19 protein-coding genes and 2 pseudogenes are annotated in these 26,396 nt (G+C 38.1%); 17 read left to right on the top strand and 4 right to left on the bottom strand.

Translation table 11 applies throughout. The features are described 5' to 3' along the window. The first annotated feature begins 122 nt into the window (after positions 1-122). From porZ to GUU89_RS05410, 5 genes are all read left to right on the top strand, one after another. On the top strand, positions 123-2,417 hold the full coding sequence (gene porZ / locus GUU89_RS05430; protein WP_162126973.1) for a type IX secretion system anionic LPS delivery protein PorZ: 2,295 nt from the start codon (positions 123-125) through the stop codon (positions 2,415-2,417). A gap of 57 nt (positions 2,418-2,474) precedes the next feature. Further along, positions 2,475-3,188: a DNA repair protein RecO gene (gene recO, locus GUU89_RS05425; RefSeq protein ID WP_162126972.1), complete on the top strand. Its 714-nt coding sequence runs from the start codon at positions 2,475-2,477 to the stop codon at positions 3,186-3,188. A gap of 93 nt (positions 3,189-3,281) precedes the next feature. Beyond that, the gene (ileS, locus tag GUU89_RS05420; RefSeq protein ID WP_162126971.1) at positions 3,282-6,683 is read left to right on the top strand and encodes an isoleucine--tRNA ligase; all 3,402 of its coding nucleotides are present in this window, start codon (positions 3,282-3,284) and stop codon (positions 6,681-6,683) included. A 12-nt stretch (positions 6,684-6,695) separates the two neighbouring features. Next, positions 6,696-7,076 (top strand): TraR/DksA family transcriptional regulator, encoded by a 381-nt coding sequence (locus GUU89_RS05415; RefSeq protein WP_131474676.1) that lies wholly within the window; start codon positions 6,696-6,698, stop codon positions 7,074-7,076. Between the two features lie 88 nt (positions 7,077-7,164). Further along, on the top strand, positions 7,165-7,800 hold the full coding sequence (locus GUU89_RS05410; protein ID WP_162126970.1) for a lipoprotein signal peptidase: 636 nt from the start codon (positions 7,165-7,167) through the stop codon (positions 7,798-7,800). Here the strand turns inward: GUU89_RS05410 and GUU89_RS05405 are convergent. Together GUU89_RS05405 and GUU89_RS05400 are read right to left on the bottom strand one after the other, a co-directional pair. After that, a complete protein-coding gene (locus GUU89_RS05405; protein ID WP_162126969.1) occupies positions 7,769-8,335 on the bottom strand; it encodes a 5-formyltetrahydrofolate cyclo-ligase in 567 nt (188 codons plus the stop codon). The genes GUU89_RS05410 and GUU89_RS05405 overlap by 32 nt on opposite strands. Then, positions 8,328-9,566: a pyridoxal phosphate-dependent decarboxylase family protein gene (locus GUU89_RS05400; RefSeq protein ID WP_162126968.1), complete on the bottom strand. Its 1,239-nt coding sequence runs from the start codon at positions 9,564-9,566 to the stop codon at positions 8,328-8,330. The genes GUU89_RS05405 and GUU89_RS05400 overlap by 8 nt, the downstream gene beginning before the upstream one ends. 105 nt (positions 9,567-9,671) lie before the next feature. On the opposite strand from GUU89_RS05400, the gene uvrC reads away from it, so the two are divergent. From uvrC to GUU89_RS15265, 11 genes and pseudogenes are all read left to right on the top strand, one after another. Further along, the gene (gene uvrC, locus GUU89_RS05395) at positions 9,672-11,471 is read left to right on the top strand and encodes an excinuclease ABC subunit UvrC (protein ID WP_162126967.1); all 1,800 of its coding nucleotides are present in this window, start codon (positions 9,672-9,674) and stop codon (positions 11,469-11,471) included. Positions 11,472-11,480: 9 nt separating this feature from the next. Continuing rightward, positions 11,481-13,693 (top strand): annotated as a pseudogene (locus GUU89_RS05390) (patatin-like phospholipase family protein). A gap of 54 nt (positions 13,694-13,747) precedes the next feature. Beyond that, entirely contained in the window at positions 13,748-15,220 is a 1,473-nt protein-coding gene (locus tag GUU89_RS05385; protein WP_162126966.1) for an amino acid permease, read from the top strand. 261 nt (positions 15,221-15,481) lie between these two features. Further along, complete coding sequence (locus GUU89_RS05380) at positions 15,482-16,639, top strand: homogentisate 1,2-dioxygenase (RefSeq protein WP_162126965.1); 1,158 nt, start codon at positions 15,482-15,484, stop codon at positions 16,637-16,639. A gap of 52 nt (positions 16,640-16,691) precedes the next feature. Further along, positions 16,692-17,852, top strand: a complete 1,161-nt coding sequence (gene hppD, locus GUU89_RS05375; RefSeq protein WP_162126964.1) for a 4-hydroxyphenylpyruvate dioxygenase — start codon at positions 16,692-16,694, stop codon at positions 17,850-17,852. 289 nt (positions 17,853-18,141) lie between these two features. Continuing rightward, positions 18,142-18,918, top strand: coding sequence for a DUF3108 domain-containing protein (locus GUU89_RS05370; RefSeq protein ID WP_162126963.1), 777 nt, complete (start codon positions 18,142-18,144; stop codon positions 18,916-18,918). Then, a complete protein-coding gene (locus GUU89_RS05365; protein WP_162126962.1) occupies positions 18,918-19,853 on the top strand; it encodes a tryptophan 2,3-dioxygenase family protein in 936 nt (311 codons plus the stop codon). The genes GUU89_RS05370 and GUU89_RS05365 overlap by 1 nt, the downstream gene beginning before the upstream one ends. 17 nt (positions 19,854-19,870) lie before the next feature. After that, positions 19,871-21,097, top strand: coding sequence for a M23 family metallopeptidase (locus GUU89_RS05360; RefSeq protein WP_162126961.1), 1,227 nt, complete (start codon positions 19,871-19,873; stop codon positions 21,095-21,097). A gap of 98 nt (positions 21,098-21,195) precedes the next feature. Beyond that, positions 21,196-22,839, top strand: coding sequence for a glucose-6-phosphate isomerase (gene pgi / locus GUU89_RS05355; RefSeq protein WP_162126960.1), 1,644 nt, complete (start codon positions 21,196-21,198; stop codon positions 22,837-22,839). Positions 22,840-22,922: 83 nt separating this feature from the next. Beyond that, on the top strand, positions 22,923-23,345 hold the full coding sequence (locus tag GUU89_RS05350; RefSeq protein ID WP_162126959.1) for a hypothetical protein: 423 nt from the start codon (positions 22,923-22,925) through the stop codon (positions 23,343-23,345). 84 nt (positions 23,346-23,429) lie between these two features. Further along, positions 23,430-23,990 carry a septal ring lytic transglycosylase RlpA family protein gene (locus GUU89_RS15265; RefSeq protein ID WP_162126958.1) on the top strand — a complete coding sequence of 187 codons (561 nt, stop codon included), beginning with the start codon at positions 23,430-23,432 and terminating at the stop codon, positions 23,988-23,990. Here the strand turns inward: GUU89_RS15265 and GUU89_RS05340 are convergent, their stop codons facing one another. Beyond that, positions 23,991-24,458: a CYTH domain-containing protein gene (locus tag GUU89_RS05340; protein WP_162126957.1), complete on the bottom strand. Its 468-nt coding sequence runs from the start codon at positions 24,456-24,458 to the stop codon at positions 23,991-23,993. It abuts the gene before it with no gap. A gap of 40 nt (positions 24,459-24,498) precedes the next feature. Between GUU89_RS05340 and dinB the strand changes: the two genes are divergently transcribed. Then, complete coding sequence (dinB, locus tag GUU89_RS05335; RefSeq protein ID WP_162126956.1) at positions 24,499-25,581, top strand: DNA polymerase IV; 1,083 nt, start codon at positions 24,499-24,501, stop codon at positions 25,579-25,581. Between the two features lie 50 nt (positions 25,582-25,631). On the opposite strand, the pseudogene GUU89_RS05330 reads toward dinB, so the two are convergent. Further along, a pseudogene (locus GUU89_RS05330) lies at positions 25,632-26,395 on the bottom strand (Bax inhibitor-1/YccA family protein). Position 26,396: the final 1 nt, after the last annotated feature.

Here is a 26,396-nt window from a genome sequence, read left to right as displayed (position 1 = left end):
ACTAAAATTAATCCAACCAAAACCGGAAAAATGTCCTCAGTAATGAGGGCATTTTTTTATGTCAAAATACCAAAAGTATTTTTTTTGCGTTTATACTATATTTGTAGGCATAATTTTTTTAAATGAGAAAATGTTATTTGTGGTTTTTGCTATGCTGTATTCAAATTGGTTTTGCCCAACAAAATCAAAATTGGAAAGGCTACTTTTCATACAATCAAATCAAAGATGTTTCCGAATCAACTTCAGCCCTCTTTGCCGCTGCCGAGAATGCAGTTTTTGTCAAAAATACAAGCACCAGTAACATCAAAACCATTAATACCATTGATGGCTTATCCGGACAAACCATTTCGGCTATGTACCACAGCAATACTTTCAATAAAACGATATTAGGTTATGATAACGGTTTAATGATTGTAATCAATGATGCTGACGGAAGCATGCTGAATGTAGTAGACATCATCAATAAAAACATTCCTTCCAACATCAAAAAAATAAATCACTTTATGGAATACAACGGCATTGTCTATGTTTCCTGTGATTTTGGTATTGTGCAATACAAATTGGCCACTTTAGAATTTGGCGACACTTATTTCATAGGACCAAACGGTGCCGAAATTAAAGTATACCAAACCACTGTTTTCAACAACGATATTTATGCGGTTACCCAAAATAACGGTATTCGAAAAGCAGCGGTAACCAACCCCAACTTAGTCGATTTTGCACAATGGCAGGTTTTTGATAACGGTTTTTGGAGCGGCATTACAACATTCAACAACCAACTCATTGGACTAAATACGGATTCAGGCATCTACAAACACAACGGCTCTTTCTTTCAGCAAATCGGAATCGTTGGTGAAACTGGATTAGACATTAGAGCCAATGCCGATCATCTTATTGTAACCTCTCAGCACCATGTTTTTGTTTTTAATCAGACCTTAAGTCAAATCGTTCACATTACCAACAATCAGGTTCCAACTATTTCGGTAACCTTTACTTGTGCTACGACAATCAACGGTACTATTTATATTGGCACCAATGAAAACGGAATAGTAACCTCAACTATTTCAAATCCTTTTGCTTTTGATTTCATAATGCCCAATGGTCCAGTGAGAAACAATCTTTTTTCTATAAACACATCGTCAAGCAATCTGTGGGCAGTATATGGTGATTATACTTCGCAATACGACCCTGATCCTTTATTATTTCAAGGAATTAGTAAATATGCCGACAATCAATGGTTAAATATCCCTTACAGTGATGTTCATCTTTCAGGTAGTGCCTCTCCTGATTTGGTTAGAGTTACTGTGAACCCTTCCAATGAAAATCAAATTTTTGTCAGCTCCTATTTCGCAGGGTTATTAAAATTTGAAGACGACCAATTGGTTGCTGTTTACAATGAAACCAACAGCGGGTTAGAATCCGTATTTCCAACTGATGCTCCGGATTCTAATCTCAGAATTGAACAGAGTGCTTTTGACAAAGCAGGTAATTTATGGATGACTGATGGTTTAGTTAAAAATGCTCTTAAAGTGCTCAAATCAAACAACCAATGGCAATCATATGATGTGACTCCCATTTTGACTAATTATTTTGATGCCCGTTTCGGCAGAATGGTAATTGATAAAAGCGGCACAAAATGGATTTGCACCACAACTGATGGTGTTGTTGCGTTTAATGAAAATGGTAATGTTTTCAAAAAAATATCGGCCGGAGAAACACTCGGTAATCTTCCCGTAGCAGATGTCCGAGCACTCGCTATTGATAACCGAAACCAACTTTGGATAGGAACCTTGCAAGGATTAAGAGTGTTACCAAGCGTTAATAGTTTTACCTCTGACGAACAAATGAAAGCTAATGCCATAATTATATTGGAAGACAATTTAGCACAAGAACTTTTATACGAGCAATTTATAACCGATATCGTGGTTAACGGCTCCAATCAAAAATGGATAGGAACGGCTGACTCCGGTGTCTTTCTTTTTTCTTCCGACGGACAACAAACTATTTATCATTTTACTAAAGACAATTCACCTCTGCCCAGCGATGTAATTAATGATATCGATATTAATGCTGCTACCGGTGAAGTTTTTTTTGCCACCGATAAAGGAATGGTTTCTTTTCAGGGAACCTCAACAAAACCGGCCGATGATTTGAGCGAAGTATATGTATACCCCAATCCGGTGCGCCCCGAATTTGTGGGAACAGTTAAAATTGCCGGACTGGTTTCAAAAGCTAATATCAAAATCACCGATATTGAAGGTAATTTAGTTTATGAAACTACTTCAGAAGGCGGAACCATTGAGTGGGATACCACCGCTTTTGGCAAATACCGCGTAGCTTCTGGAGTGTATATGATTTTTGTTGCCGCCGAAGACGGAAGCGATACCACAGTTAAAAAAGTGATGATAATAAGATAAATTACAAATTATGAATTAATAACTCGTAATTCATAATTCTAAATTCGTAATTAACTAATGCTAGTCAAAACTAAAGCTATCGTCATTTCTTCATTAAAGTATCAGGAAAAAAGCCTGATAGTAAAATGCCTGACCCACTCCGACGGCTTGAAAAGTTATTTTGTTCCCAATGCCTTTTCGGCCAAAAAATCAAATCAAAAAATCGCTTATTTTCAACCGTTGACGATACTCGAAATCGAAGCCAATCACAAAAACAAAGGGACACTCGAGCATTTCAAGGAAATCAAACTGGCTCATGCTTACCAAACCATCAGCAACGACATTGTTAAAAGCACTATCGTAATGTTTCTTTCCGAAATCATGCACCACAGCATACACGAAGAAGAGAAAAATGAAAACCTTTTTTTGTTTCTGGAATCGGCTTTGCTTTGGCTCGATGCACATGATGACATGGCTAATTTTCATTTAATTTTGATGTTGGAAATGACTAAATTTCTTGGTTTTTATCCCGATACAACAGAAACAGACGGTAACTTTTTCGAAGTTAAAGAAGGTTTTTTTACCTCCACTTTAGGAACCGGTTGCTTAAGCGAACATGAAACCCATCTGTTTAAAAGGCTAATCGATTTAAAGTTTGACTCCGATCAAAAAGTCTTTTCCGGTGTGGAACGCCAGATCTTGCTCAAAATCTTGCTCAGTTATTACACTACACATCTTGCCGGATTTAAAAATCCCAAATCACTCGAAGTTTTGAAAGAGGTATTTGCTTAATTTTTTAGTAAAAATCTATTCCTTTTGTCTATTTTCTATTCTCTTTTATCAAAATTCCTTACTTTCGCAAACTGATTTAAGAAAACGACAAAAATGAGTACTAAGTTTACTGAATACAAAGGACTTGACCTGCCAACGGTAGCGTCTGAAGTTCTTGATTTTTGGAAAAAAAATAACGTCTTTGAACAAAGCATAACCTCGCGTGAAGGGGCTACGCCTTATGTGTTTTTTGAAGGGCCTCCGTCTGCCAATGGATTACCCGGAATTCACCACGTGATGGCGCGTGCCATTAAAGATATTTTTTGTCGTTATAAAACCCAAAAAGGGTTCCAAGTAAAGCGTAAAGCAGGCTGGGACACTCACGGTCTACCGGTAGAATTGGGTACCGAAAAAGAATTAGGCATTACCAAAGAAGACATCGGAAAAACCATTTCCATCGAAGAATACAACGAAGCGTGTAAACGAACCGTTATGCGTTATACAGATGTGTGGAATGACCTGACCGAAAAAATGGGCTACTGGGTAGATATGGAGGATCCGTATGTGACTTACAAATCCAAATACATGGAAAGTGTATGGTGGTTGCTGAAACAAATCTATGACAAAGGCTTGTTATACAAAGGCTACACCATTCAACCGTATTCGCCAAAAGCCGGAACCGGATTATCCTCACACGAAGTAAACCAACCGGGAAGTTACCGCGATGTAACTGACACCACCGTAGTAGCACAATTCAAAACAAAACAAGAAACATTGCCAAGCTTCCTTCAAGGATTTGGCGATATTCACATATTAGCTTGGACCACCACCCCATGGACGTTACCAAGCAACACCGCCTTGACAGTTGGGCCAAAGATTGAGTATGTTTTGGTAAAAACTTTTAACCAATACACGTTTGAACCCGTGAATGTAGTTTTGGCTAAGAATTTAGTCGGAAAACAATTTGCCGGAAAATATGTTGTGGCCGAAAGTGAAGCTGATTTTGCCAATTATAAAGCCGATGACAAAAAAATACCGTACCAAATTTTAGCAGAAGCTAAAGGAATTGATTTAGTCGGAATACGTTACGAACAGTTGATGCCATTGGTTTTGCCATACCAAAACCCGGAGAATGCCTTTAGGGTTATCTCGGGAGACTTTGTTACTACAGAGGACGGTACCGGTATTGTACACACAGCCCCAACGTTTGGTGCCGATGATGCCAAAGTAGCCAAAGAAGCAACACCGGAAGTACCGCCAATGTTAGTCTTGGATGAAATTGGAAATGCTGTACCGTTAGTTGATTTACAAGGTAGATTTATTCAAGGTTTGGGTGATTACTCCGGGAAATATGTAAAGAATGAATACTATGAAGCAAGCGAAGCACCGGAGCGTTCCGTTGATGTGGAAATTGCTATTCAGTTAAAAGAAGAAAATAAAGCGTTTAAAGTTGAGAAATACGTGCACAGTTACCCACACAGTTGGAGAACCGACGAGCCGTTGCTTTACTATCCGTTAGATTCGTGGTTTATCAAAGTAACCGATGTTAAAGACCGAATGTTCGACTTAAACGATACTATTAATTGGAAACCGAAAGCCACCGGTGAAGGCCGTTTCGGGAACTGGTTGAAAAATGCCAACGACTGGAACTTGTCGCGTTCAAGATATTGGGGTATTCCGTTGCCTATTTGGCGAACCGAAGACAAGCAGGAAGAAGTGCTTATCGGTTCGGTAGAAGAACTGTATAATGCCATCGAAAAAGCTATCGCTGCCGGTGTTGAAACTACCAATCCTTTCAAAGGTTTTGAAATCGGGAACATGAGTGAGGAAAATTATGATTTGGTGGATTTACACAAAAATGTAGTTGACAATATCACTTTAGTTTCTCCATCAGGTAAACCGATGAAACGCGAAAGCGATTTGATTGATGTTTGGTTCGATAGTGGCGCTATGCCTTATGCACAATGGCATTACCCTTTTGAGAACAAAGATAAAATTGACGAAAACAAAGACTTTCCGGCCGATTTCATTGCTGAAGGTGTCGACCAAACTCGCGGTTGGTTTTATACTTTACATGCCATCGGAACATTGGTTTTTGATAAAATTGCTTATAAAAATGTAGTGTCGAATGGTTTGGTGCTTGACAAAAACGGACAAAAGATGTCCAAACGTTTAGGCAATGCTGTAGACCCGTTCACCACATTAGCAGAATATGGTCCTGATGCGACCCGCTGGTACATGATTGCCAATGCGAATCCTTGGGACAATTTAAAATTTGACATTGAAGGTGTTGCGGAAGTGCGTCGTAAATTCTTCGGAACACTCTACAATACGTACTCGTTCTTTAGTTTATATGCTAACATTGATGGATTTAAATACGAGGAAGCAGAAATTCCTTTAAACGAAAGACCCGAAATCGACCGTTGGATTTTATCTGAACTACACACCTTGATAAAAGTGGTGGATGAAGCTTACGCCGATTATGAACCAACCAGAGCAGCTCGTGCCATTTCTGATTTCGTTCAGGAAAACTTGAGCAACTGGTATGTGCGTTTATGCAGAAGAAGATTCTGGAAAGGCGAATACGCCGCCGATAAAATCGCGGCTTATCAAACATTATATTCTTGTTTGTTAAACGTAGCAAAACTATCTGCGCCTATAGCTCCTTTCTTCATGGACAAGTTGTATCGCGATTTGGTTAATACTACTGGAAGCGAGGATTTTAGCAGTGTTCACTTGGCTCAATTCCCGGTTTCGGTTGAAAACTTTGTTGATAAATCGCTCGAGAGCAAAATGATGAAAGCGCAAACCGTTTCGTCATTGGTTTTATCCCTTCGCAAAAAGGAAATGATTAAAGTACGTCAACCGTTGCAAAAGGTAATGATACCAATACTTGACGAGAATCAACGTGCTGAAATCGAGGCGGTTTCCGACCTGATAAAAGCCGAAGTAAACGTCAAAGAAATTGAACTTTTAGACGATGCTTCAGGGGTTTTAGTGAAGCAAATTAAACCCAATTTCAAAGCATTGGGACCGCGTTTCGGAAAGGATATAGGATTGATTTCCAAAGAAATACAAAACTTTATACCGGAACAAATTAACGAGTTAGACACAAAAGGTGCCATAACGCTTGTTATTTCAGGAAAAAGTATAATTTTATCCTTAGAAGATGTTGAGATTACCTCTCAGGATATTCCGGGTTGGTTGGTGGCCAATGCTAATGGCATAACTGTTGCTTTAGATATAACCTTGACCGAAGAATTGAAAAACGAAGGAATCGCCAGAGAATTAGTTAACCGAATTCAAAACCTTAGAAAAGACAGCGGATTTGAAGTAACCGATAAAATTAAAGTGCAATTACAACACAATACTATATTAGCCAAAGCAATACAGGAAAACGAAGACTATATCAAATCAGAAACATTAACTGAGACTTTAGTTTTAGAAAATGAAATAGCAAATGGTTCTGAAATAGAATTTGACGAGATAAAAACAAGAATATTAATTTCTAAATAATTAAGAAAGATTATGGTAGAAGAAAAATTAAGATACTCGGATGCTGATTTAGCAGAGTTCAAAGAAATTATTTTAGCAAAAATTGAAAAAGCCAAAGCCGATTTAGATTTGATAAAAAGCGCTTATATGAATGACTTAAACAATGGTACTGATGACACATCGCCAACGTTTAAAGCTTTTGAAGAAGGCAGTGAAACGATGTCTAAAGAAGCCAACTCTCAGTTAGCAATCCGTCAGGAAAAATTTATCCGCGATTTGAAAAACGCGCTCTTCCGTGTAGAGAACAAAACCTACGGGATTTGTAAAGTAACCGGAAAACTGATTTCGAAAGAAAGATTAAAAATCGTACCGCATGCTACGATGAGTATCGAAGCAAAAAATTTGCAGCGATAACCACTTTACTATAAATAAAATAACGCTCCTGAACGGAGCGTTATTTTTTTAGAAAAAAACACTATTTTTGCGCATCAAAATCTGAAAAATGTCATTACGAAATTCCGTTTTAATCATCGCTATTATTTTATTGGTGGACCAATTCGTCAAAATTTACATCAAGACCAATTTTGTTTATGGCGAAGCCGGGCAGATTGATGTGGCCAGTTGGTTCAAAATACTACTGATTGAAAACGAAGGAATGGCGTGGGGTGCTAAAATACCGGGCGCCTATGGCAAATTAATTTTAACGGTTTTCAGAATTTTAGCGGTCTTCGGCATTGGGTATTGGTTATATGATTCGAGCAGAAAACACAGTTCCCGCTATTTAATGGTCGCCATAGCTTTGATTTTTGCTGGAGCGGTAGGTAATATTATCGATTCGGTTTTTTACGGAGTTATCTTTGATGACAGTTATGGTCATTTATCAACTGTTTTTTCTGAAAAACCATATGGTACTTGGTTTCACGGCAAGGTGGTCGACATGTTATACTTTCCTATCTGCGAAGGCAATTTCCCGGAGTGGTTACCAATTTGGGGCGGACAACCCTTCAAATTCTTTAATGCGATTTTCAATATAGCCGATATGGCGATTTCGACCGGCGTGGGTATTTTAATTGTATTCAACAAAAAGGCCTTCCACAAAAAAACGGCTATTGAAAGCTATACACCATCGCAGGAGTAACACAATAATCTAAGCGAATATCCCCGGCAAAAACATCATCAATAACCGCTTCCGGTTCAAAAAATGACAAGCCTATCATGATAACATCGGCTTTGCATTGGGATAAAAATTTATCATAAAATCCTTTACCATACCCTACTCTATTGCCTTGCTTATCATAAGCTAATAAAGGCACAAACACCACATCAATTTTGGTAACAGGCACTTCTATTCCATCTACAGGTTCGTAGATGTTGTATTGGTTTTTTTGAAATTTGGTATTATCAGTCAAAAGATAATTTGTCATTTCGAGTGTTTCAAAATTACTTTTAGCGACCACAATTTCCTTGTCTTTTCCGGCTAAAATTTGCAGAATAAATTCGGTATCAACTTCTTTGTGCTCTTCAATAGTAAGAAACAAATGAAAATAAGTTCGCTCCCAAATAGCTAAAGACAAAAGCCTATTGGCCATAGCCATACTTTTATCTTCTATTTCCGCAGGGGAGAGCTGACTTCTAAGTGCTTTATATTTAACGCGTAACTCTTTTTTATACATAAATGGTGGCCTTCAAATCGTGTATAAAAGTAGTCAATTGTTCTACTTCTACATGATCCATCAGGACAATTTTGTACCAGTCATTAGCACCGTGATGGCTTTGAGGCACCAAATCGTATTTTTCGACCAAAGCCTTTGAAATATGAGTTGCTCTAATCGTTACAATATTCATAAACGGCTCCCGGAAATACTGAATATTGAGTTCGTCTAATTGTTTGCACAAGTATTGGGTTCGCATTTGCAACACACTTACTTTTTCAAACCAACCGTTGGGGCCATAAGTAAACAAAATCATCCAAACGGCTACTGCATTGGCACCGCTTCGGCTACCGCACAAAGTTAAATCCATGCCCTCAACATATTCTGCCTCTTTGGTCAACACATTTTCGATATAGCCTTTTCGGCAAATAAAAATACCGGTGCCATAAGGTGCCTGCAACATTTTATGCGCATCAATAGTTGTAGAACTAATCTTGGGATTGCTGAAATTAATCACCGATTCCTGGTTACTGAACGGGTATACAAAACCACCATAAGCACCATCAATATGCAATTTATACACCACGTCGTGCTTTTCTAAAACCTCAATATAATCTTCAGGGTTATCTACCGAGCCAAACATAGTGGTTCCCATATTAGAAATTACAATAAAGTATTTCTTCCCTTCCACTTTGGCTTTTTCTACCATCAGTTCTAATGATACTTTATCAATCACCCGGGTATCAAAATCTACCGGGATTTTCAGCCAATCCAATTGCAGCAAATTGGCCGCTTTGGGGATAGAATAATGGGTGTCTTCTGAAGCCAAAATGACAATTTCAGCACTTTTAGCATCATAATTATTCATAAAATAGTTGCGAAACATCCAAATAGCTTGGATATTGGCCTCTGTCCCTCCGGGCGAAATATACCCGTCAAACGAATCGGGGGCTGCTTTGAAAATATCTACGGCAATCACATTTAATACTTCTCGTTCTATTTCGTGAGTGCCTTGAAACGCCCTTTCTGAAGCGCCAAAAGTATGACACCCTATATTATTAGGATTAGCCACATAGGTTTGCAAAATAGGAGCGTCTTTTAAAAAGGGTGCATCATCATTAAAAACTTTGTCATCGAGTTTTGAGGCCGGATACCCCAAGGCATTGTCTTTAGCAAAATTGATATTATCCAGTAAAGCTTTCTGAATTCTAAACTTACGCTCATTACCGGTTATTTTTTTCCAGTATTTCATACCTAATTTTTTTTCAAAACTAAGGCTTCACGAACTGAAAAAATATGATAAATGTTAGGTATAGCACTTCTTGTATTTATACCAATTTCAATTAACTTTGTTTTTATGGAAATCCCCTCAATAGCACTTCAGTTACAAACCCTGCCCGACAGCCCCGGAGTGTACCAGTATTATGATAAAGACGGGAAGATACTGTATGTAGGCAAGGCCAAAAACCTGAAGAAGCGGGTGCATTCCTATTTTAACAAACTGCACGACAATGCCAAGACCAATGTTTTAGTCAAAAAGATTGTGGTGATTAAACACATTGTGGTGGCCACCGAAGCCGATGCGCTTTTGCTAGAGAATAACCTCATCAAAAAACTGCAACCCCGCTACAATGTACTGTTGAAAGACGACAAAACCTATCCATGGATTTGCATCAAGAAAGAACCCTTTTCTCGAATATTTCCCACCCGAAGAATGGTGAAAGACGGCTCCGAATATTTTGGCCCGTACACCAATTTCAAAACGGTGAATACCATTTTAGATTTGATTAAAGAACTCTATCCGTTGCGCACCTGCAATTATGATTTGAGTGACAGCAATATCAAATCGGGCAAATACAAAGTGTGTTTGGAATACCACATTGGCAACTGCAAAGGGCCTTGCGAAGGGCATGAACCTTTGGCACATTACCAAAAACAGGTAGATGCCATTCGCGAAATACTAAAAGGCAACTTCAAAGACAGCTTGCGCGATTTTAAGAAAATGATGCAGGAATTGGCTGCCGATATGCATTTTGAAGCTGCCCAAAAAATAAAAGAAAAAATCGAAGTGCTCGAAAATTACCAGTCGCGTTCCACGATTTTGAATCCGAAGATTTCCAATGTAGATGTGTTTTCCATTGTTTCTGATGAAGCTATGGCCTATGTTAATTTCCTTCAGATTTCACACGGTGCCATTATCCGTTCGCATACTTTGGAACTCAAAAAGAAACTGGACGAGACGGATGAAGAGTTGTTGGAACTTGCCGTTGTTGAGCTAAGAGAACGTTTTCATCTAACAACAAGAGAAATCATTCTGCCTTTTGAATTGGATTTTGGCGATAAAATAAAAGTCACCGTGCCACAGCTTGGCGATAAAAAACAAATTCTTGAACTCTCGCAACGCAATGCCAAATACCAACGACTGGAACAACTGAAACAAATTCAGATTGTTGACCCAGAGCGGCATACCAACCGCATCATGGCACAGATGCAAAAAGATTTAAGACTTTCAACCGAACCACGCCACATTGAATGTTTTGACAACTCTAACATCCAAGGCACCAATCCGGTTTCGGCTTGTGTGGTTTTTAAAGACGGTAAGCCCAGCAAAAAAGACTACCGCCATTTCAACATTAAAACTGTAGAAGGTCCTAATGACTTTGCTTCGATGGAAGAAGTAGTGTACCGAAGATACAAACGCCTGCTCGACGAAAACCAGCCTTTGCCCCAACTGATTATCATTGATGGTGGTAAAGGGCAATTATCATCAGCCCTGAAAAGCATTGACGATTTGGGATTACGGGGTAAAGTGGCCATCATCGGTATTGCCAAGCGATTGGAAGAACTTTTCTACCCAGGCGATTCGGTGCCTTTGTATTTAGACAAAAAATCAGAAACCCTCAAAGTGATTCAACAGTTGCGTAACGAGGCTCACCGTTTCGGTATTACGCATCATCGGGACAAACGAAGCAAATCGGCCCTGCAAACTACTATGGAAACCATTCCGGGCATTGGTGAAAAAACCATGTTGGCACTGATAAAACACTTCAAAAGCGTAAAAAGATTAAAATTAGCCACAGAAAAAGAAATTTCTGAGGTTGTGGGTGTATCAAAAGCCAAAAAAATTTCCGAATTTTACAACATTAGTAAATCCTAGCGCCTTTTTATGAAAAAAACAATTGTTGCACTTCTCTTTCTGTTTTTGCTACAGGTTGTTTCAGCGCAGGAACCCATACCCCAAAAGAGACCCAAAATTGGTTTAGTCCTTAGTGGCGGCGGTGCCAAAGGGTTTGCCCACATTGGTGTTTTAAAAGCCTTAGAAAAAGCCGGCGTAAAGATTGACTACATTGGCGGTACCAGTATGGGCGCTGTGGTTGGCGGATTGTATGCTTCGGGGTATAGCGCTTCACAAATCGACTCTATTTTTTACAATACTGATTTTGATGAATTGTTGCAGGATTACATTCCACGCTCCTCCAAGAGTTTTTACGAAAAACGTAATGACGAAATGTACGCCCTTTCATTGCCGTTCAACAAACTGAAAATCGGGATTCCTATTGCCCTTTCAAAAGGAATGTACAACTACAATTTGCTTTCTAAACTGACTCACAAAGTAAGACACGTCAAAGATTTCAACAAACTTCCCATTCCGTTTTTGTGTGTGGCCACTGATATTGAAAAAGGCGAACCGGTAATATTGCAAAGTGGTTATTTGGCGCAAGCTATGTTGGCCAGCTCGGCATTTCCATCATTGTTTTCACCGGTTGAAATTGACGGAAAATTATTGATTGACGGGGGTGTGGTGAATAATTATCCGGCGGAAGAAGTACGCAAAATGGGCGCTGATATTATTATTGGGGTTGATGTGCAGGACGATTTAAAAGACCGAAAGTCATTGAAAGACGCCACACGAATCTTGGTTCAGATTACCAATTTGGACATGATTAAAAAGATGAAAGAGAAAATCAAAATCACCGACATCTATATCAAACCTGACATTTCCAATTACGGAGTTATTTCCTTTGATGAAGGGCAGGAAATCATCAAAAAAGGCGAAGAGGCCGCCATGCTTCAACTAGATGCCATTACTAAATTAGCCGATTCTTCAAAACCTTATCAACTCCAAACTTTTAAAGTAAAGCAAGATACTTTACAAATAAAAAGTGTTACCCTAAACAAATTAGATAATTATACCAGAGCTTATATTTTGGGAAAACTTCGCTTCAAAAATGGCTCCATCATCAAATACGAAGATTTGAAAAAAGGAATTAATAACATTAATGCTACGCAAAACTTCAGCCGCATCAGCTATACTTTAGAGCCCTATCAAGGCGGTGATGAATTACAACTGAGTTTAACCGAAAACCCAACCAAGACTTTTTTGAAGTTTGGTCTTCATTATGACGGCTTGTATAAAAGTGCCATTTTAGCCAATATTACACAAAAGAAAACCTTGTTTAAAAACGATGTGGTATCACTTGATGTGGGACTTGGCGACAACATTCGATATAACTTAGATTATTATATTGATAATGGCTTTTATTGGAGTTTTGGTTTAAAATCGCGTTACAATGCTTTCAACCGAAATGTGCCTACCGATTTTAAAGACGGTGAGTTACTGACTCAACTCGGATTGAACAGCATCAATATCGACTTTTCCGATTTGACGAATCAGGCCTATATGCAGACCGTTTTTATTCAGAAATTTTTAATCGGTGCCGGTATTGAGTACAAATATTTAAAAATCAAATCGGATAATTTAGGTACCATTTCACCCACCTTTGAAAAAAGTGATTATGCCAGTGTTTTGGTTATGTGAAATACGATTCGTTCGATAATAAATTATTTCCCAAAAAAGGTTGGTTGTTTACCGGCGACATTCAATCTTTCCTTTATTCGTCTGATTATACCAATGAATTTCAACGGTATTCTATTGCCAAAGGCGAAATCGGTATCGTTAAAACATTTTACAAAAAATTTACTTTAAAAGTCCAGTCAGAAGTTGGATTCACTATTGGAAATGACAGTGTGCATTTCTTCGATTTTATTTTGGGCGGTTACGGGTTTAATATGATTAATAATTTCAAACATTTCTATGGCTACGATTTTCTTAGCGTTTCTGCCGATAGTTATATCAAGTCTTGTTTTACTTTAGACTATGAAATTTATAAAAAAAACCATATCAATTTTGCCGCAAATTATGCCAATATTGAAGACGACTTGTTTAAAACCGGCGATTGGTTTTCGAAGCCTAAATACAACGGATATGCTATTGGCTATGCTTTAGAATCAGCTGTTGGTCCCGTAGAAGTAAAATACACTTGGTCTCCGGAACTAAACAAAGGCTACACTTTTATCAGTGTTGGATTTTGGTTTTAATTTTATTTAAAATAAAAAACTATATTTGAAAATCTATTAACTAAACTCTCTTTTATGTCGATTTGGAAAAGAAAACCTATGGCGCAACTCTTGGCAGAAGCGTCAGAATCTGAAAAAGGATTAAAAAGAACTTTAACCGCTTGGTCCTTGGTTGCCTTAGGAATTGGTGCCATCATAGGTGCCGGGCTATTTGTTAGAACCGCCACTGCCGCTGCTCAAAACGCCGGTCCTTCTGTAACTATCGGGTTTATTGTAGCCGCTATCGGTTGTGCTTTGGCCGGATTATGTTATGCTGAATTGTCTTCTTCCATTCCAATTGCGGGAAGTGCTTATACGTACACCTATGCTACCATGGGTGAATTCCTTGCCTGGATTATCGGTTGGGATTTAATTTTAGAATATGCCGTTGGAGCCGCTACGGTAGGTATTGCTTGGAGTGAATACCTCAACAACCTGCTGGTCAATGTGCTCCATGTGAGCCCCATACCTTATGAATGGTGTCATTCGCCTTTTCAGCATTCCGCAGATGGGGTTAACGGAATTATCAATATTCCGGCTTTCTTTATTGTAGCAGTTATCAGTTTGCTTTTAATCAAAGGAACACAAGAATCGGCGTTTGTAAACGGAATTATAGTGGTAGCTAAAGTTTCGATTGTGGTTATGATTATTATTTTCGGTTGGCATTTTATCAACCCTGTAAATCATACCCCTTATATTCCTGAAACAGCAACCTATACTGATGATCAAGGTATTGGTCACAGTTATGGTGGCATTATGGGAATTTTGGGTGCAGCAGGAACCGTTTTCTTTGCTTTTATTGGCTTTGATGCCGTGAGTACCGCCGCTCAGGAAACTAAAAATCCAAAACGAGATATGCCAATCGGAATTCTTGGTTCTTTGGCTATTTGTACAGTTTTGTATATTTTATTTGCCCACGTTTTAACCGGGGTTGCCACTGTAGAAGATTTTAGAACCGGTGGTAAAGAAGCTTCGGTAGCTTTTGCTATTCAAAAATATATGATTGGCTATGAGTGGTTGGCGCAATTTGTAACAGTGGCTATTTTAGCCGGATTCTCCTCGGTAATTTTAGTAATGTTGTTAGGACAGTCAAGAGTGTTTTACTCGATGGGTAATGACGGCTTGCTGCCTAAAGCCTTTAGCGAAGTACATCCAAAATACAAAACTCCTTATAAAGCTAACTTAGTAATCTTGGTAATTGTGGGTCTTTTTGCCGCTTTCATCCCAGGGGATATTGTTGGTGATATGACCAGTATCGGAACTTTGTTTGCCTTTATTTTGGTTTGTATTTCGGTTATGGTTTTAAGAAAAACAGAGCCGGATATGAAGCGTGAATTCAAAACACCTTTCGTGCCATTGGTTCCAATTTTAGGAATCGTTGTTTGTCTTGCGATGATTTATGGTTTAGGCTGGACAAACTGGTTGAGATTAATTGGCTGGCTGGCTATTGGGTTTGTCGTATACTTTGGCTACAGTAAAAAAAGAAGCAAGCTGAATAATCCAAAATAATTTGGATACTACTATATAAAAAGGATTAGAGGGTTCAAGGCTCTTTAATCCTTTTTTGCTTTTATAAAAATTGACAATTATCATTTTCAGCGTTTATATTTTTCCGATATTTGTGTACATGAAAAATTGGGATAATTTATTGGCACACTTAAAATTCCTCATCAAGAGAAATCCGGAATGAGGCTTACTTCTTTTAAATAATTACTAATTTGAATTCATTTTCAAATTATCTCATTTTTTAAATTTCAAATCTTACAGATTATGCCACTATATCATAAATTAGGGAACATTCCACCCAAAAGACACACCATTTTCCGCAAACCTAACGGCGATTTGTACTACGAACAATTGTTCGGAACGGTAGGTTTTGACGGTATGTCAACCAACTCTTATCACGAACATCGGCCAACACAGGTTAAAGAAATAAGAAATCAATACAGTATTGCGCCTAAAATTTCTAAAGCCAACAATATTCAATCCTATCGCCTTCGCGGTTTTCAGGTCAATCCGGAAAATGATTACTTGGAAAGCCGAAAAATTGTACTAACCAATTCCGATTGTCATATTGCTTTGGCCGCACCAAAACACTCAACTAAAGATTATTTCTATAAAAATACCGATTCTGACGAGCTGCTTTTCATCCATCGCGGCAGCGGAAAATTGAGAACCATGTTGGGCAATCTTGATTTCAAATACGGAGATTATCTTTTGATTCCACGGGGTATCATTTACAAAATAGATTTTGATACCGAAGATAATCGTTTGTTCATTGTAGAATCTCACCGACCAATTTACACGCCAAAACGCTATCGCAACTGGTTTGGGCAATTGTTAGAGCATTCCCCTTTTTGCGAACGTGATATTCGTCGTCCGTACGAATTGGAAACCAATGATGAAAAGGGAGAGTTCATTATTAAAGTCAAAAAGAAAGATGAAATTTTTGATATGGTATACGCCACCCATCCTTTTGATGTGATTGGTTATGACGGTTACAATTATCCGTATGCTTTTTCAATTCATGATTTTGAACCGATAACAGGACGTATTCATCAACCGCCGCCGGTACACCAAACCTTTGAAACCGATGCCTTTGTAGTGTGCTCCTTTGTCCCTCGTTTATACGATTACCATCCTGATGCTATTCCGGCACCTTACAACCACAGCAATATTGATTCTGATGAAGTCTTGTATTATGTGGATGGTGATTTTATGAGTAGAAATGACATCGAAGCCGGTCACATTTCTTTACATCCGGCAGGAATCCCGCATGGTCCACATCCGGGAGCAGCAGAAAGAAGCATTGGTAAAAAAGACACTCAAGAATTGGCCGTTATGGTTGATACATTTAAGCCATTGATGGTAACTGAAGAAGCCATGAAAATTGCCGATGACAAGTATTTTCAATCTTGGTTAGAATAAAAAAATAAACACAACTTTTGGGAAACGACATTCCCTTTTAAACAACAATAGTATGTCAAAAGAAATAAAATCCGTTGAATACGGACTCGAAAAAATATTTGAAGGAGCACAAGACTTTCTGCCGCTATTAGGAACTGATTATGTTGAATTTTATGTGGGCAATGCCAAACAAGCTGCTCATTTTTATAAAACTGCTTTTGGTTTTCAATCTCATGCCTACGCCGGATTAGAAACCGGTATGAGAGACAGAGCTTCTTATGTTTTGAAACAAGACAAAATTCGTTTGGTATTAACCACTGCACTAAATAGTGATTCTCCCATTGGCGAACATGTAAAAAAGCATGGCGATGGAGTGAAAATAGTTGCCCTTTGGGTTGAAGATGCCCGTTCCGCTTTTGAAGAAACCACAAAACGTGGTGCCAGAGTTTTCATGGAACCAACAGTTGAAAAAGACGAACACGGTGAAGTAGTTCGTGCCGGAATTTATACTTATGGGGAAACTGTTCACATGTTTGTAGAGCGTAAAAATTACAAAGGTGCCTTCTTACCGGGTTATAAAGAATGGAAATCAGACTACAATCCAACTTCGGTTGGTTTAAAATATGTTGACCACATGGTTGGCAATGTGGGTTGGAACGAAATGAACACTTGGGTAAAATGGTACGAAGACGTAATGGGATTTGTAAACTTCCTATCGTTTGATGACAAACAAATTACTACGGAGTATTCGGCATTAATGTCAAAAGTAATGAGTAACGGTAACGGAAGAATCAAATTCCCCATCAACGAGCCGGCAGAAGGAAAGAAAAAATCACAAATTGAAGAATATTTAGATTTTTACGAAGGTCCTGGTGTACAACATATCGCTGTAGCTACTGATGACATCATCAAAACGGTGGCCGAAATGCGAGCCAGAGGAATCGAATTTTTAACAACTCCTCCTCAGGCCTATTATGATGCAATTCCGGAACGACTAAAAGATCATATGAGTAAGTTTAAAGAAGATATTAACGAACTTCAAAAACTGGGAATTATGATTGATGCGGATGATGAAGGCTATCTGCTTCAAATTTTCACCAGACCCGTTGAGGATCGTCCAACCTTATTCTTCGAAATTATTCAAAGAATGGGTGCCAAAGGATTCGGTGCCGGTAATTTCAAAGCATTATTCGAATCTATTGAAAGAGAACAAATGTTGCGAGGAACATTATAAAACAGCACATTTGTTAAACATAATTTAAAATTAACCCCTTAAAAGACCAATATTTTATTAATTTAATGTTAAAGTTGATTTTTTTGTTGTAATTCCGCAACAAATGTAATTATCTTTGCAGTATCAAAAATGAGGGGTGGTTCCCTCAACTTTTTGGATAAATTTTCATAATTTATAGTTTTTTGGTTGGTTAATAGCATAAAAACTCAGTCATTAATTTGACTGGGTTTTTTTGTTTTAATACTTTTGGAACGGATATTGCAACAGCAGTATAAAAACAAATAAAAAAATGAAAAAATATTTCTTCTTATTGTTGCTTTTTATCACTGTAAGTTTCGATTCGCAAAAACCCGATGCTTATGATGTAGGCGAATGGTTCAAATTCAGAATCCACTATGGTTTTATAAATGCCGGTTATGCGACTCTTGAAATTAAAGAGGGCGTAAAAGAAAATAAAAAAGTATACCATGCTGTTGGTAAAGGATATACTGTCGGTATGTCACGATTGTTCTTCAAAGTGGATGACAACTACGAAAGTTATTTTGATAAAGTCACCAACAAACCGTATCAATTCGTACGTAAAATTGACGAAGGTGGTTATACCAAAAATCAGGAAGGTTTTTTCAGTCAAGACGACAATAAAGTTTTGATAAAAGATTACAAGAACAAAACTGAAAAAACATTCTCTGTTACCGAAAACGTTCAGGATATCGTTTCCACTTTTTACTATCTGAGAAATCATCCAAATGTTGACAAACTAAAGGTTGGTGAATCAATAGTGGTAGACATGTTTTTTGACGACGAAACCTATAAGTTTAAGTTAAAATTTATAGGCAAAGAGAATTTAAAAACTAAATTTGGAACCGCTCCAACCATGATTTTCAGACCTATCGTCCAATCCGGAAGGGTCTTTAAAGAAGAGGAAAGTTTAACGGTCTGGATTTCCGACGATGATAATAAAATACCGTTGCGAATAAAAGCCAGCCTTGCTGTAGGCTCCATTAAAGCCGACTTAGACGGATTCAAAGGATTAAAAAATCCGTTTATGGTAAAATTAAATGACTAATGAACACTAAAACAACACAAACTGAACAATTGCTTGACGCTTTAGAAGAAAAATTTGAAGCCATTAATCAAAAAACCGATACGCATCTTGAAGGACTGTTATGGTCAAAACCAATCACATACTGGGATTATATTCAAACCGATGCGCTTTTAAATTTACAAACTCAAAGAACCATTTTGCCCGACGAAATGGTTTTTATTATGTACCATCAGGTCAACGAATTGTTATTCAAAATGATACTTTGGGAAATCAACCAATTGTGTCATACCGACCAACCTAAAACCGATTTCTTTACCGAAAAATTACGCCGAATCAGTCGCTATTTCGATATGCTTACCACCTCTTTTGATATCATGGGAGATGGTATGGAAGTAGAACAGTACATGAAATTCAGAAATACTTTAACGCCGGCCAGTGGGTTTCAAAGTGCACAGTACAGACTGATTGAGTTTTCATCTACTGACTTAATTAACCTAATCGATTACCGTTTCAGAGCTACGATTGACCGAAACACACCTTATTCCCATGCGCTTGAGCATTTATATTGGCAAGCAGCCGGGAAAGACCATAAAACAGGCGAAAAATCATATCTGATTTTAGAATTTGAAAAGAAATACAGAGAAGAATTTCTTCGTTACATGGAAGAATACAACACCATCAATATTTGGCAAAAATTCAAACAATTACCTGATGCCGATCAAAAAGATGAGAACTTAATAAAAGCCATGCGCCATTATGACCATACCGTAAATATTACTTGGGTAATGGGTCATTTAAACGCCGCCAGAAAATATATCGAAAGCGGTCAAGGCTCCGGCGAAGCTACCGGCGGAAGCGATTGGAAAAAATACATGCATCCCAAATACCAAAGAAGGATATTTTTCCCGGAATTGTGGAGTGAAGAAGAATTAAAAAATTGGGGCGAAGAAGCCTAGCATGAAACACCAGAAGTTTGAAAAGAGTACTCCTTTTATTTATTGCCTTTGCAACGTTATTTTCTTGTGATAAAACCGAAAAAAAATCGGCACCAAAACACAAGACAATGCCTGTTACTATTGACTTTGGATTTAAACTAAACGACTATAATGTTGTTGAAGACACCATCCAATCCGGAGATACTTTTGGCAGTATTTTAGACAAGCAAAATCTAAACGGACATCAGGTATATGATATTGTTGCCCAAGTAAAAGACACCTTTGACGTGCGTTCCATCCGAAAAGGAAAACCCTTTCTTTTACTGCGAACCAAAGACAAAACCAACAAACTTCAGGCTTTTATTTACCAGCCGGACCGCCTTAATTACTACATAGTCGATTTGAGAGATTCGGTGGTAGCACACAAAAAAACCAGACCGGTAAAATTCACCACCCGAACTATAGCTGGAGCTTTAAACGGCTCTCTGTCTGAAACCTTACAAAACTTAAAAGTAGATCCGGCATTGGCTCCAAAAATTGCCAAAATCTATGCTTGGTCTATCGATTTCTTCAAGCTACAAAAGGGAGATAAATTTGCCATGACCTTTACCGAAAGATTCATAAACGATACCATTTACGACGGTGTTGATAGTTTAAAAGCTACCTATTTTGAATACAAAGGCAAAAAAATATACGCCTTCCCTTTCTCTCCTGATGGCAGTAAAGGCAAACAACAATATTATGATGATGAAGGAAAAACATTGAAAAACTTCTTCCTGAAAGCACCATTGAAATTTGTGAACATCACTTCCCGGTACACCAAAAGCAGATTCCATCCGGTACAGAAAATATGGAAAGCACACAATGGAACCGATTATGCTGCCCCAACCGGAACACCAATTATGACAACGGCCGCCGGTGTCGTTGAACAAGCGGGGTATACAGCCGGAAACGGAAACTTTGTCAAAGTAAAACACGACCGAACCTATTCGACACAATACTTACACATGTCAAAAATCTTGGTACGCCGAGGACAACGAGTAACTCAAGGACAGGTTATTGGAAAAGTAGGCAGCACCGGTTTAGCTACCGGACCTCATGTTTGTTACCGTTTTTGGAAAAATGGCGTTCAGGTGGATGCTCTTCGTTTGAATTTGCCAACTTCAACACCAATGGATTCCAAACTAAAACCAAAATTCATGGAACAGATGCGTCCGCTGAAAAAAGTTTTGGATAGTATTTCCGATTTGAAATTCAGAAAGTAATTTTTTTTAAAATTAATTACTAACTACAACGTTGGCGTAAAATATTCCTCTTTTTTTCCCAATCAATAGTTGTAAATTTGTCACTCAAATGTAAAAAAATGGCATTACCAAACACAAATCCAACAAGCACCTCCGCTTGGCAAAAGCTAAATCAGCATTTCACTCAAATGCAACATGTTTCGATGCCCGAAATGTTTGCCCATGATAGCACAAGAGCAGAAAAATTTCATATTCAATGGGACGATTTTTTGGTGGATTATGCTAAAAACATCATCAATCAGGAAACACTTGATTTACTACAAGATTTAGCAAAAGAAGTAAACCTGAAAGAAGCTATTGCTGCTTATTTTGGTGGAGAAAATATCAATAGAACTGAAAACAGAGCTGTACTTCACACCGCCTTGCGTTCACCGGAAAAGGCTTCTGTTTTGGTTGACGGTAAAAATGTAATGCCCGAAATTTTTAAAGTCAAAAGCAAAATAAAAACCTTTTCTGATGAAGTAATTGATGGCACAAGAAAAGGATTCACAGGAAAAGCATTTACCGATGTGGTCAATATCGGTATTGGAGGTTCAGATCTTGGCCCAGCCATGGTGGTAGAAGCTTTACAATTCTACAAAAATCACCTGAATGTTCATTTTGTTTCCAATGTAGATGGCGACCATGTGAATGAAATCATCAAAAAACTAAACCCGGAAACCACACTCTTTGTAATTGTTTCTAAAACTTTCACTACCCAGGAAACCCTTTCCAATGCAGAAACCATTCGTGCCTGGTTTTTGAAATCGGCTAAACAAGAAGACGTGGCAAAACACTTTGTAGCGGTGTCTACTAATCTTCAAAAGGTAACAGAATTCGGTATCAATCCTGACAACGTTTTCCCCATGTGGGATTGGGTTGGCGGACGTTTCTCGCTTTGGAGTGCCGTTGGTTTATCCATCAGTTTAGCGGTTGGTTTCGAAAATTTTGATGATTTGCTCAAAGGCGCTAACGAAATGGACGAACATTTCAAAAACGAATCCTTTGATAAAAATATACCGGTAGTTTTAGCCTTGCTCAGCATTTGGTACAATAATTTTTTTGGGGTCGAAAGCGAAGCCTTAATTCCCTATACACAATACCTGCAAAAACTGGCGCCTTACTTGCAACAAGGCATCATGGAAAGCAACGGCAAAAGCATTGACCGCAACGGAAATCCGGTAAATTACCAAACAGGAACCATCATTTGGGGCGAACCGGGTACCAATTCGCAACACGCCTTCTTTCAGTTAATTCATCAAGGAACTAAATTGATTCCGACAGATTTCATTGGTTTTGTAAAACCGTTATACGGCAACGAAGACCACCACAATAAACTGATGTCAAACTTTTTTGCCCAAACCGAAGCATTATTAAACGGCAAAACAGCAGCACAAGTTAAAGCCGAATTCGAGCAACAGAACATAGCTGAAGCAACAGCTTCTTTCCTATTACCGTTCAAAGTGTTCGCCGGTAATAAACCTACCAATACGATTTTGATTCAAAAACTAACGCCAAAAACACTGGGTTCCTTAGTAGCTATGTATGAACATAAAATCTTTGTTCAAGGCATTATATGGAATATTTTCAGCTATGACCAATGGGGCGTTGAACTGGGAAAACAATTGGCCAATTCTATTTTAACCGAAATTGACTCGGGCGTTGTAAAAAAACACGACAGCTCTACCGAATTCCTTTTAAATCATTTTTTAGCAAAGAAATAATACCACTTAACAGAAAACCTCACCACAACGTGAGGTTTTTTTATGCCTTTTTCTCTATATTTGTTATTCCAAAACAAAATACCATGTACCACTTTATTCAAAAATTCCACTCAGGCTGGGCCTATATTGCACTTTTATTATTAGTCGTTGCCGTAATCAATTCCTTTATGGGCATGTCTTCTAAAAAAGAATTCACAGCCAAAGACCGAAAAATTGCACTCTTCGGATTGATTGCTACGCACATACAATTACTAGTAGGACTGATTCTTTATTTTGTTTCCCCTTTGGGTTCGGCTGTTTTTGGCCAAATGAAAGATGCAGCGCTACGATTAACATCATTAGAACATCCTTTAACCAATATCATCGCGATAACACTGATAACTATTGGTTGGTCAAAACATAAAAAAGCAGAAAACAGTACCGCAAAATTCAAATCGATTGCTGTTTTCTTCGGACTGGGATTGCTTTTAATTTTAAGTAGAATTCCTTGGAGCTTGTGGTTCTAAGTAAAAAAGTAAAGTCCTGCAAAGGGCTTTTTTTATCTAAGGTATGGTTTTTGCAAAACCTGTTTACAAATTAAAATGCTCCGTATGAATACCAAAATAGTCACCTTTTTTTTCTCTTTCATAACCCTCGTTTTTTCTGCTACGCTATTGGCTACCAACCCACCGCAACAAAAAGAAAAAAACAAGGCAAAAAGCAAAGAGACTAGCGTAACACCAAAAGAAGCCAAAGAGAAAACCAAAGCACTGCCTTTAGCAACTAAAGTTGACACGCTTAAAACTAAGCCGGCAACCGAAATCCTTCAAGTGACAGATACGGTTAAAACCGATATGAATTTAAAATTTAAATTCTATAAAAAAAACGCGCATGCTTCTTATTATGCTCAAAAATTTCATGGCAAAAGAACGGCAAGCGGTATTCGGTTTGACAATACAAAATACACCGCAGCACACAAAAAATTACCCTTTGGAACCAAAGTCAAAGTAACAAACGAAGCCAATGGCAAATCGGTAGTGGTTGAAATCACTGATCGTGGCCCTTTCTCTAAAGTCAGAGAAATTGACTTATCCAAAAAAGCCTTTATGGAGTTGGTGGACAATAAAAACTCAGGAGCGGTAATAGTAAAACTGGAAGTAGAAGACAACTAATTACCAGCTGGTAAAAGGGTGATTGCTCAAATAAGCATTGTAAAATCGTTTGTCATTGGTAACTTCCTGACCCAGCCAATAGGGTTTCACAAAAAATTCATCTTCTGATTTCAGCTCAATTTCTGCCAAAATTAACCCTTGGTTTTCTCCTTCAAAAACATCCACTTCAAAAAGATGTTTCCCTATTTTTATTTCATACCGGGTTTTTTCAATAAGCCCTTCTTCACAAAGCAATAGTAATTTATCAGCATCCGCAACGGGGATTTCCGTTTCCCATTCCAATCGGGTAGTTCCGGTTTCATTCCCTTTTCCTTTAATAGTCAGGTAGCCTTTATCTCCTTTGATTCTGATGCGAACAGCTCGCTCCGGATTCGAATTTAAATAAGCCTGAACAATTCTCTTTTCGACATAAGTTTCATTTAAAAAATCATTGGAAAGGACTAAAAACTTTCGCTCTATTTCTATCATACTGCATAAATTTTATCGAAAGATACTATAAATTTGTGATATGACGGAACCGGTTGCTTATCGAAAAATTATTCACATCGACATGGATGCTTTCTATGCTTCGGTGGAGCAAATGGACAATCCTGAATTAAAAGGAAAGCCCCTGGCTGTAGGCGGTAGTGAAGTTCGCGGTGTGGTTTCGGCGGCCAGTTATGAGGCTCGTAAGTTTGGAGTTCGCAGTGCCATGAGCGGCATTCAAGCCAAAAGAAATTGTCCCGATTTACTATTTGTTCGACCCCGTTTTGATCGCTACAAAGAAATCTCTAAAAAGATTAGAAAGATATTTCATGAATACACTGATTTGGTAGAACCGCTGTCCTTAGACGAAGCCTACTTAGATGTTACCCAAAATAAAAAAGGAAATCCCAGCGCATCCTTACTGGCACAGGAAATCAGACAACGAATCTTTGAAGAAGTAGGATTAACCGCCTCTGCCGGAATTTCAGTCAATAAATTTGTGGCCAAAATTGCCAGCGATTACAACAAACCCAACGGGCAAAAAACAGTAAATCCCGAAGAAGTAGAGTCCTTTTTGGAAAATCTTGACATCAAAAAATTCTATGGTATTGGCAAAGTCACCACCGACAGAATGTACCACTTAGGCATTTTCACCGGAAAGGATTTGAAATCAAAATCAAAAGAATTCCTCGAAGAACATTTTAATAAAAGTGGTCTCCATTTTTACAATATTGTTCGCGGCATTCACAACAGCCCAGTAAAACCAAACCGAATCACCAAGTCGGTCGCTGCCGAGCATACTTTTTTTGAAAACCTGACGTCTGAAATCTTTATGGTGGAAAAACTGGAACGCATTGCCGGCGAATTGGAGAAACGTTTAAAGAAGTACAGCATTTCGGGAAAAACAATAACGCTCAAAATCAAATACAGCGATTTTACGACCCAAACCCGAAGCAAGACACTGCCTTACTTCATTTCGGATAAAGGATTGATTCTCGAAACCGCAAAAGAGCTATTATATCAAGAACGAATGAAAGAATCCGTTCGATTACTGGGCATTTCTTTGAACAACCTAAATACCGAAGTCAAAAAAACGGTGGTAGTGCAATTAAAGTTTGAGTTTTAACCATAAAAAAACCAGCCCGAAAGCTGGTCATTTGCACAGAAAAAATCTGCTTATTTTTTAGAAAGTTTAGAAAGCAATCGCAAGAATTCGATATACAACCAAACCAGTGTAATCATTAAGCCCATCGCTCCGTACCATTCCATATACTTTGGCATTTTTTGTTGCACGCCTTTTTCAATTTGGTCAAAATCTAAAAACAAGTTTAACGCAGCAATTACAATCACAAAAGCACTAATTCCGATGCTCATCATCGAATTACCGTAATGCACCGGCTGAAAACTGGTGAACATTGACAATAACCAAGAAATCAAATAATAGGTTCCGATAGCCAATGTAGCCGCAATAACAACCGATCTGAACTTATCGTTTACTTTTACTATTTCATATTTGTATAAACCGAAACATACCATAAACGTTACAAAAGTGCAACTCACAGCCTGAATCACAATACCCGGGTACATTACTTCAAAAATGGCTGAAATACCACCTATGAAAAGACCCTCAAAAATAGCATAACCCGGTGCTAAAATCCTGAATTTTGTGGTCGGAAAGTAGCTATAAGCACTAAAACCAAACCTACTACAGCGCCGCCAATCGTCAATATCATTGGGTTTTGACCGTTAAAAGTCATCATCCAAGTAACCGCAGCACTGGCAATTAATAAAATTAACATCAGGAAACTTTTATTGATAGTTCCCGACACCGTCATCGTTTGATTGTAGTCAATAATTACAGCTTCATGCGTGGTATCGGCTGAGTTACGACTGGTTTCTGTAAACGATTTTGATTTAAAAAATGGATTGTTTGAATTCATA

It is taken from the genome of Flavobacterium phycosphaerae (assembly GCF_010119235.1).
In the GTDB taxonomy this organism is placed as follows: domain Bacteria; phylum Bacteroidota; class Bacteroidia; order Flavobacteriales; family Flavobacteriaceae; genus Flavobacterium; species Flavobacterium phycosphaerae.
Note: the sequence above shows the minus strand (reverse complement) of the source record. Positions and strands in the feature narration are given on the sequence as shown.

Excerpts from the sequence above, each read along its gene's own strand:
- porZ (WP_162126973.1), top strand. The coding sequence starts at position 123 with ATGAGAAAATGTTATTTGTGGTTTTTGCTATGCTGTATTCAAATTGGT.
- recO (WP_162126972.1), top strand. The coding sequence starts at position 2,475 with ATGCTAGTCAAAACTAAAGCTATCGTCATTTCTTCATTAAAGTATCAG.
- ileS (WP_162126971.1), top strand. The coding sequence starts at position 3,282 with ATGAGTACTAAGTTTACTGAATACAAAGGACTTGACCTGCCAACGGTA.
- GUU89_RS05415 (WP_131474676.1), top strand. The coding sequence starts at position 6,696 with ATGGTAGAAGAAAAATTAAGATACTCGGATGCTGATTTAGCAGAGTTC.
- GUU89_RS05410 (WP_162126970.1), top strand. The coding sequence starts at position 7,165 with ATGTCATTACGAAATTCCGTTTTAATCATCGCTATTATTTTATTGGTG.
- GUU89_RS05405 (WP_162126969.1), bottom strand. The coding sequence starts at position 8,335 with ATGTATAAAAAAGAGTTACGCGTTAAATATAAAGCACTTAGAAGTCAG.
- GUU89_RS05400 (WP_162126968.1), bottom strand. The coding sequence starts at position 9,566 with ATGAAATACTGGAAAAAAATAACCGGTAATGAGCGTAAGTTTAGAATT.
- uvrC (WP_162126967.1), top strand. The coding sequence starts at position 9,672 with ATGGAAATCCCCTCAATAGCACTTCAGTTACAAACCCTGCCCGACAGC.
- GUU89_RS05385 (WP_162126966.1), top strand. The coding sequence starts at position 13,748 with ATGTCGATTTGGAAAAGAAAACCTATGGCGCAACTCTTGGCAGAAGCG.
- GUU89_RS05380 (WP_162126965.1), top strand. The coding sequence starts at position 15,482 with ATGCCACTATATCATAAATTAGGGAACATTCCACCCAAAAGACACACC.
- hppD (WP_162126964.1), top strand. The coding sequence starts at position 16,692 with ATGTCAAAAGAAATAAAATCCGTTGAATACGGACTCGAAAAAATATTT.
- GUU89_RS05370 (WP_162126963.1), top strand. The coding sequence starts at position 18,142 with ATGAAAAAATATTTCTTCTTATTGTTGCTTTTTATCACTGTAAGTTTC.
- GUU89_RS05365 (WP_162126962.1), top strand. The coding sequence starts at position 18,918 with ATGAACACTAAAACAACACAAACTGAACAATTGCTTGACGCTTTAGAA.
- pgi (WP_162126960.1), top strand. The coding sequence starts at position 21,196 with ATGGCATTACCAAACACAAATCCAACAAGCACCTCCGCTTGGCAAAAG.
- GUU89_RS05350 (WP_162126959.1), top strand. The coding sequence starts at position 22,923 with ATGTACCACTTTATTCAAAAATTCCACTCAGGCTGGGCCTATATTGCA.
- GUU89_RS15265 (WP_162126958.1), top strand. The coding sequence starts at position 23,430 with ATGAATACCAAAATAGTCACCTTTTTTTTCTCTTTCATAACCCTCGTT.
- GUU89_RS05340 (WP_162126957.1), bottom strand. The coding sequence starts at position 24,458 with ATGATAGAAATAGAGCGAAAGTTTTTAGTCCTTTCCAATGATTTTTTA.
- dinB (WP_162126956.1), top strand. The coding sequence starts at position 24,499 with ATGACGGAACCGGTTGCTTATCGAAAAATTATTCACATCGACATGGAT.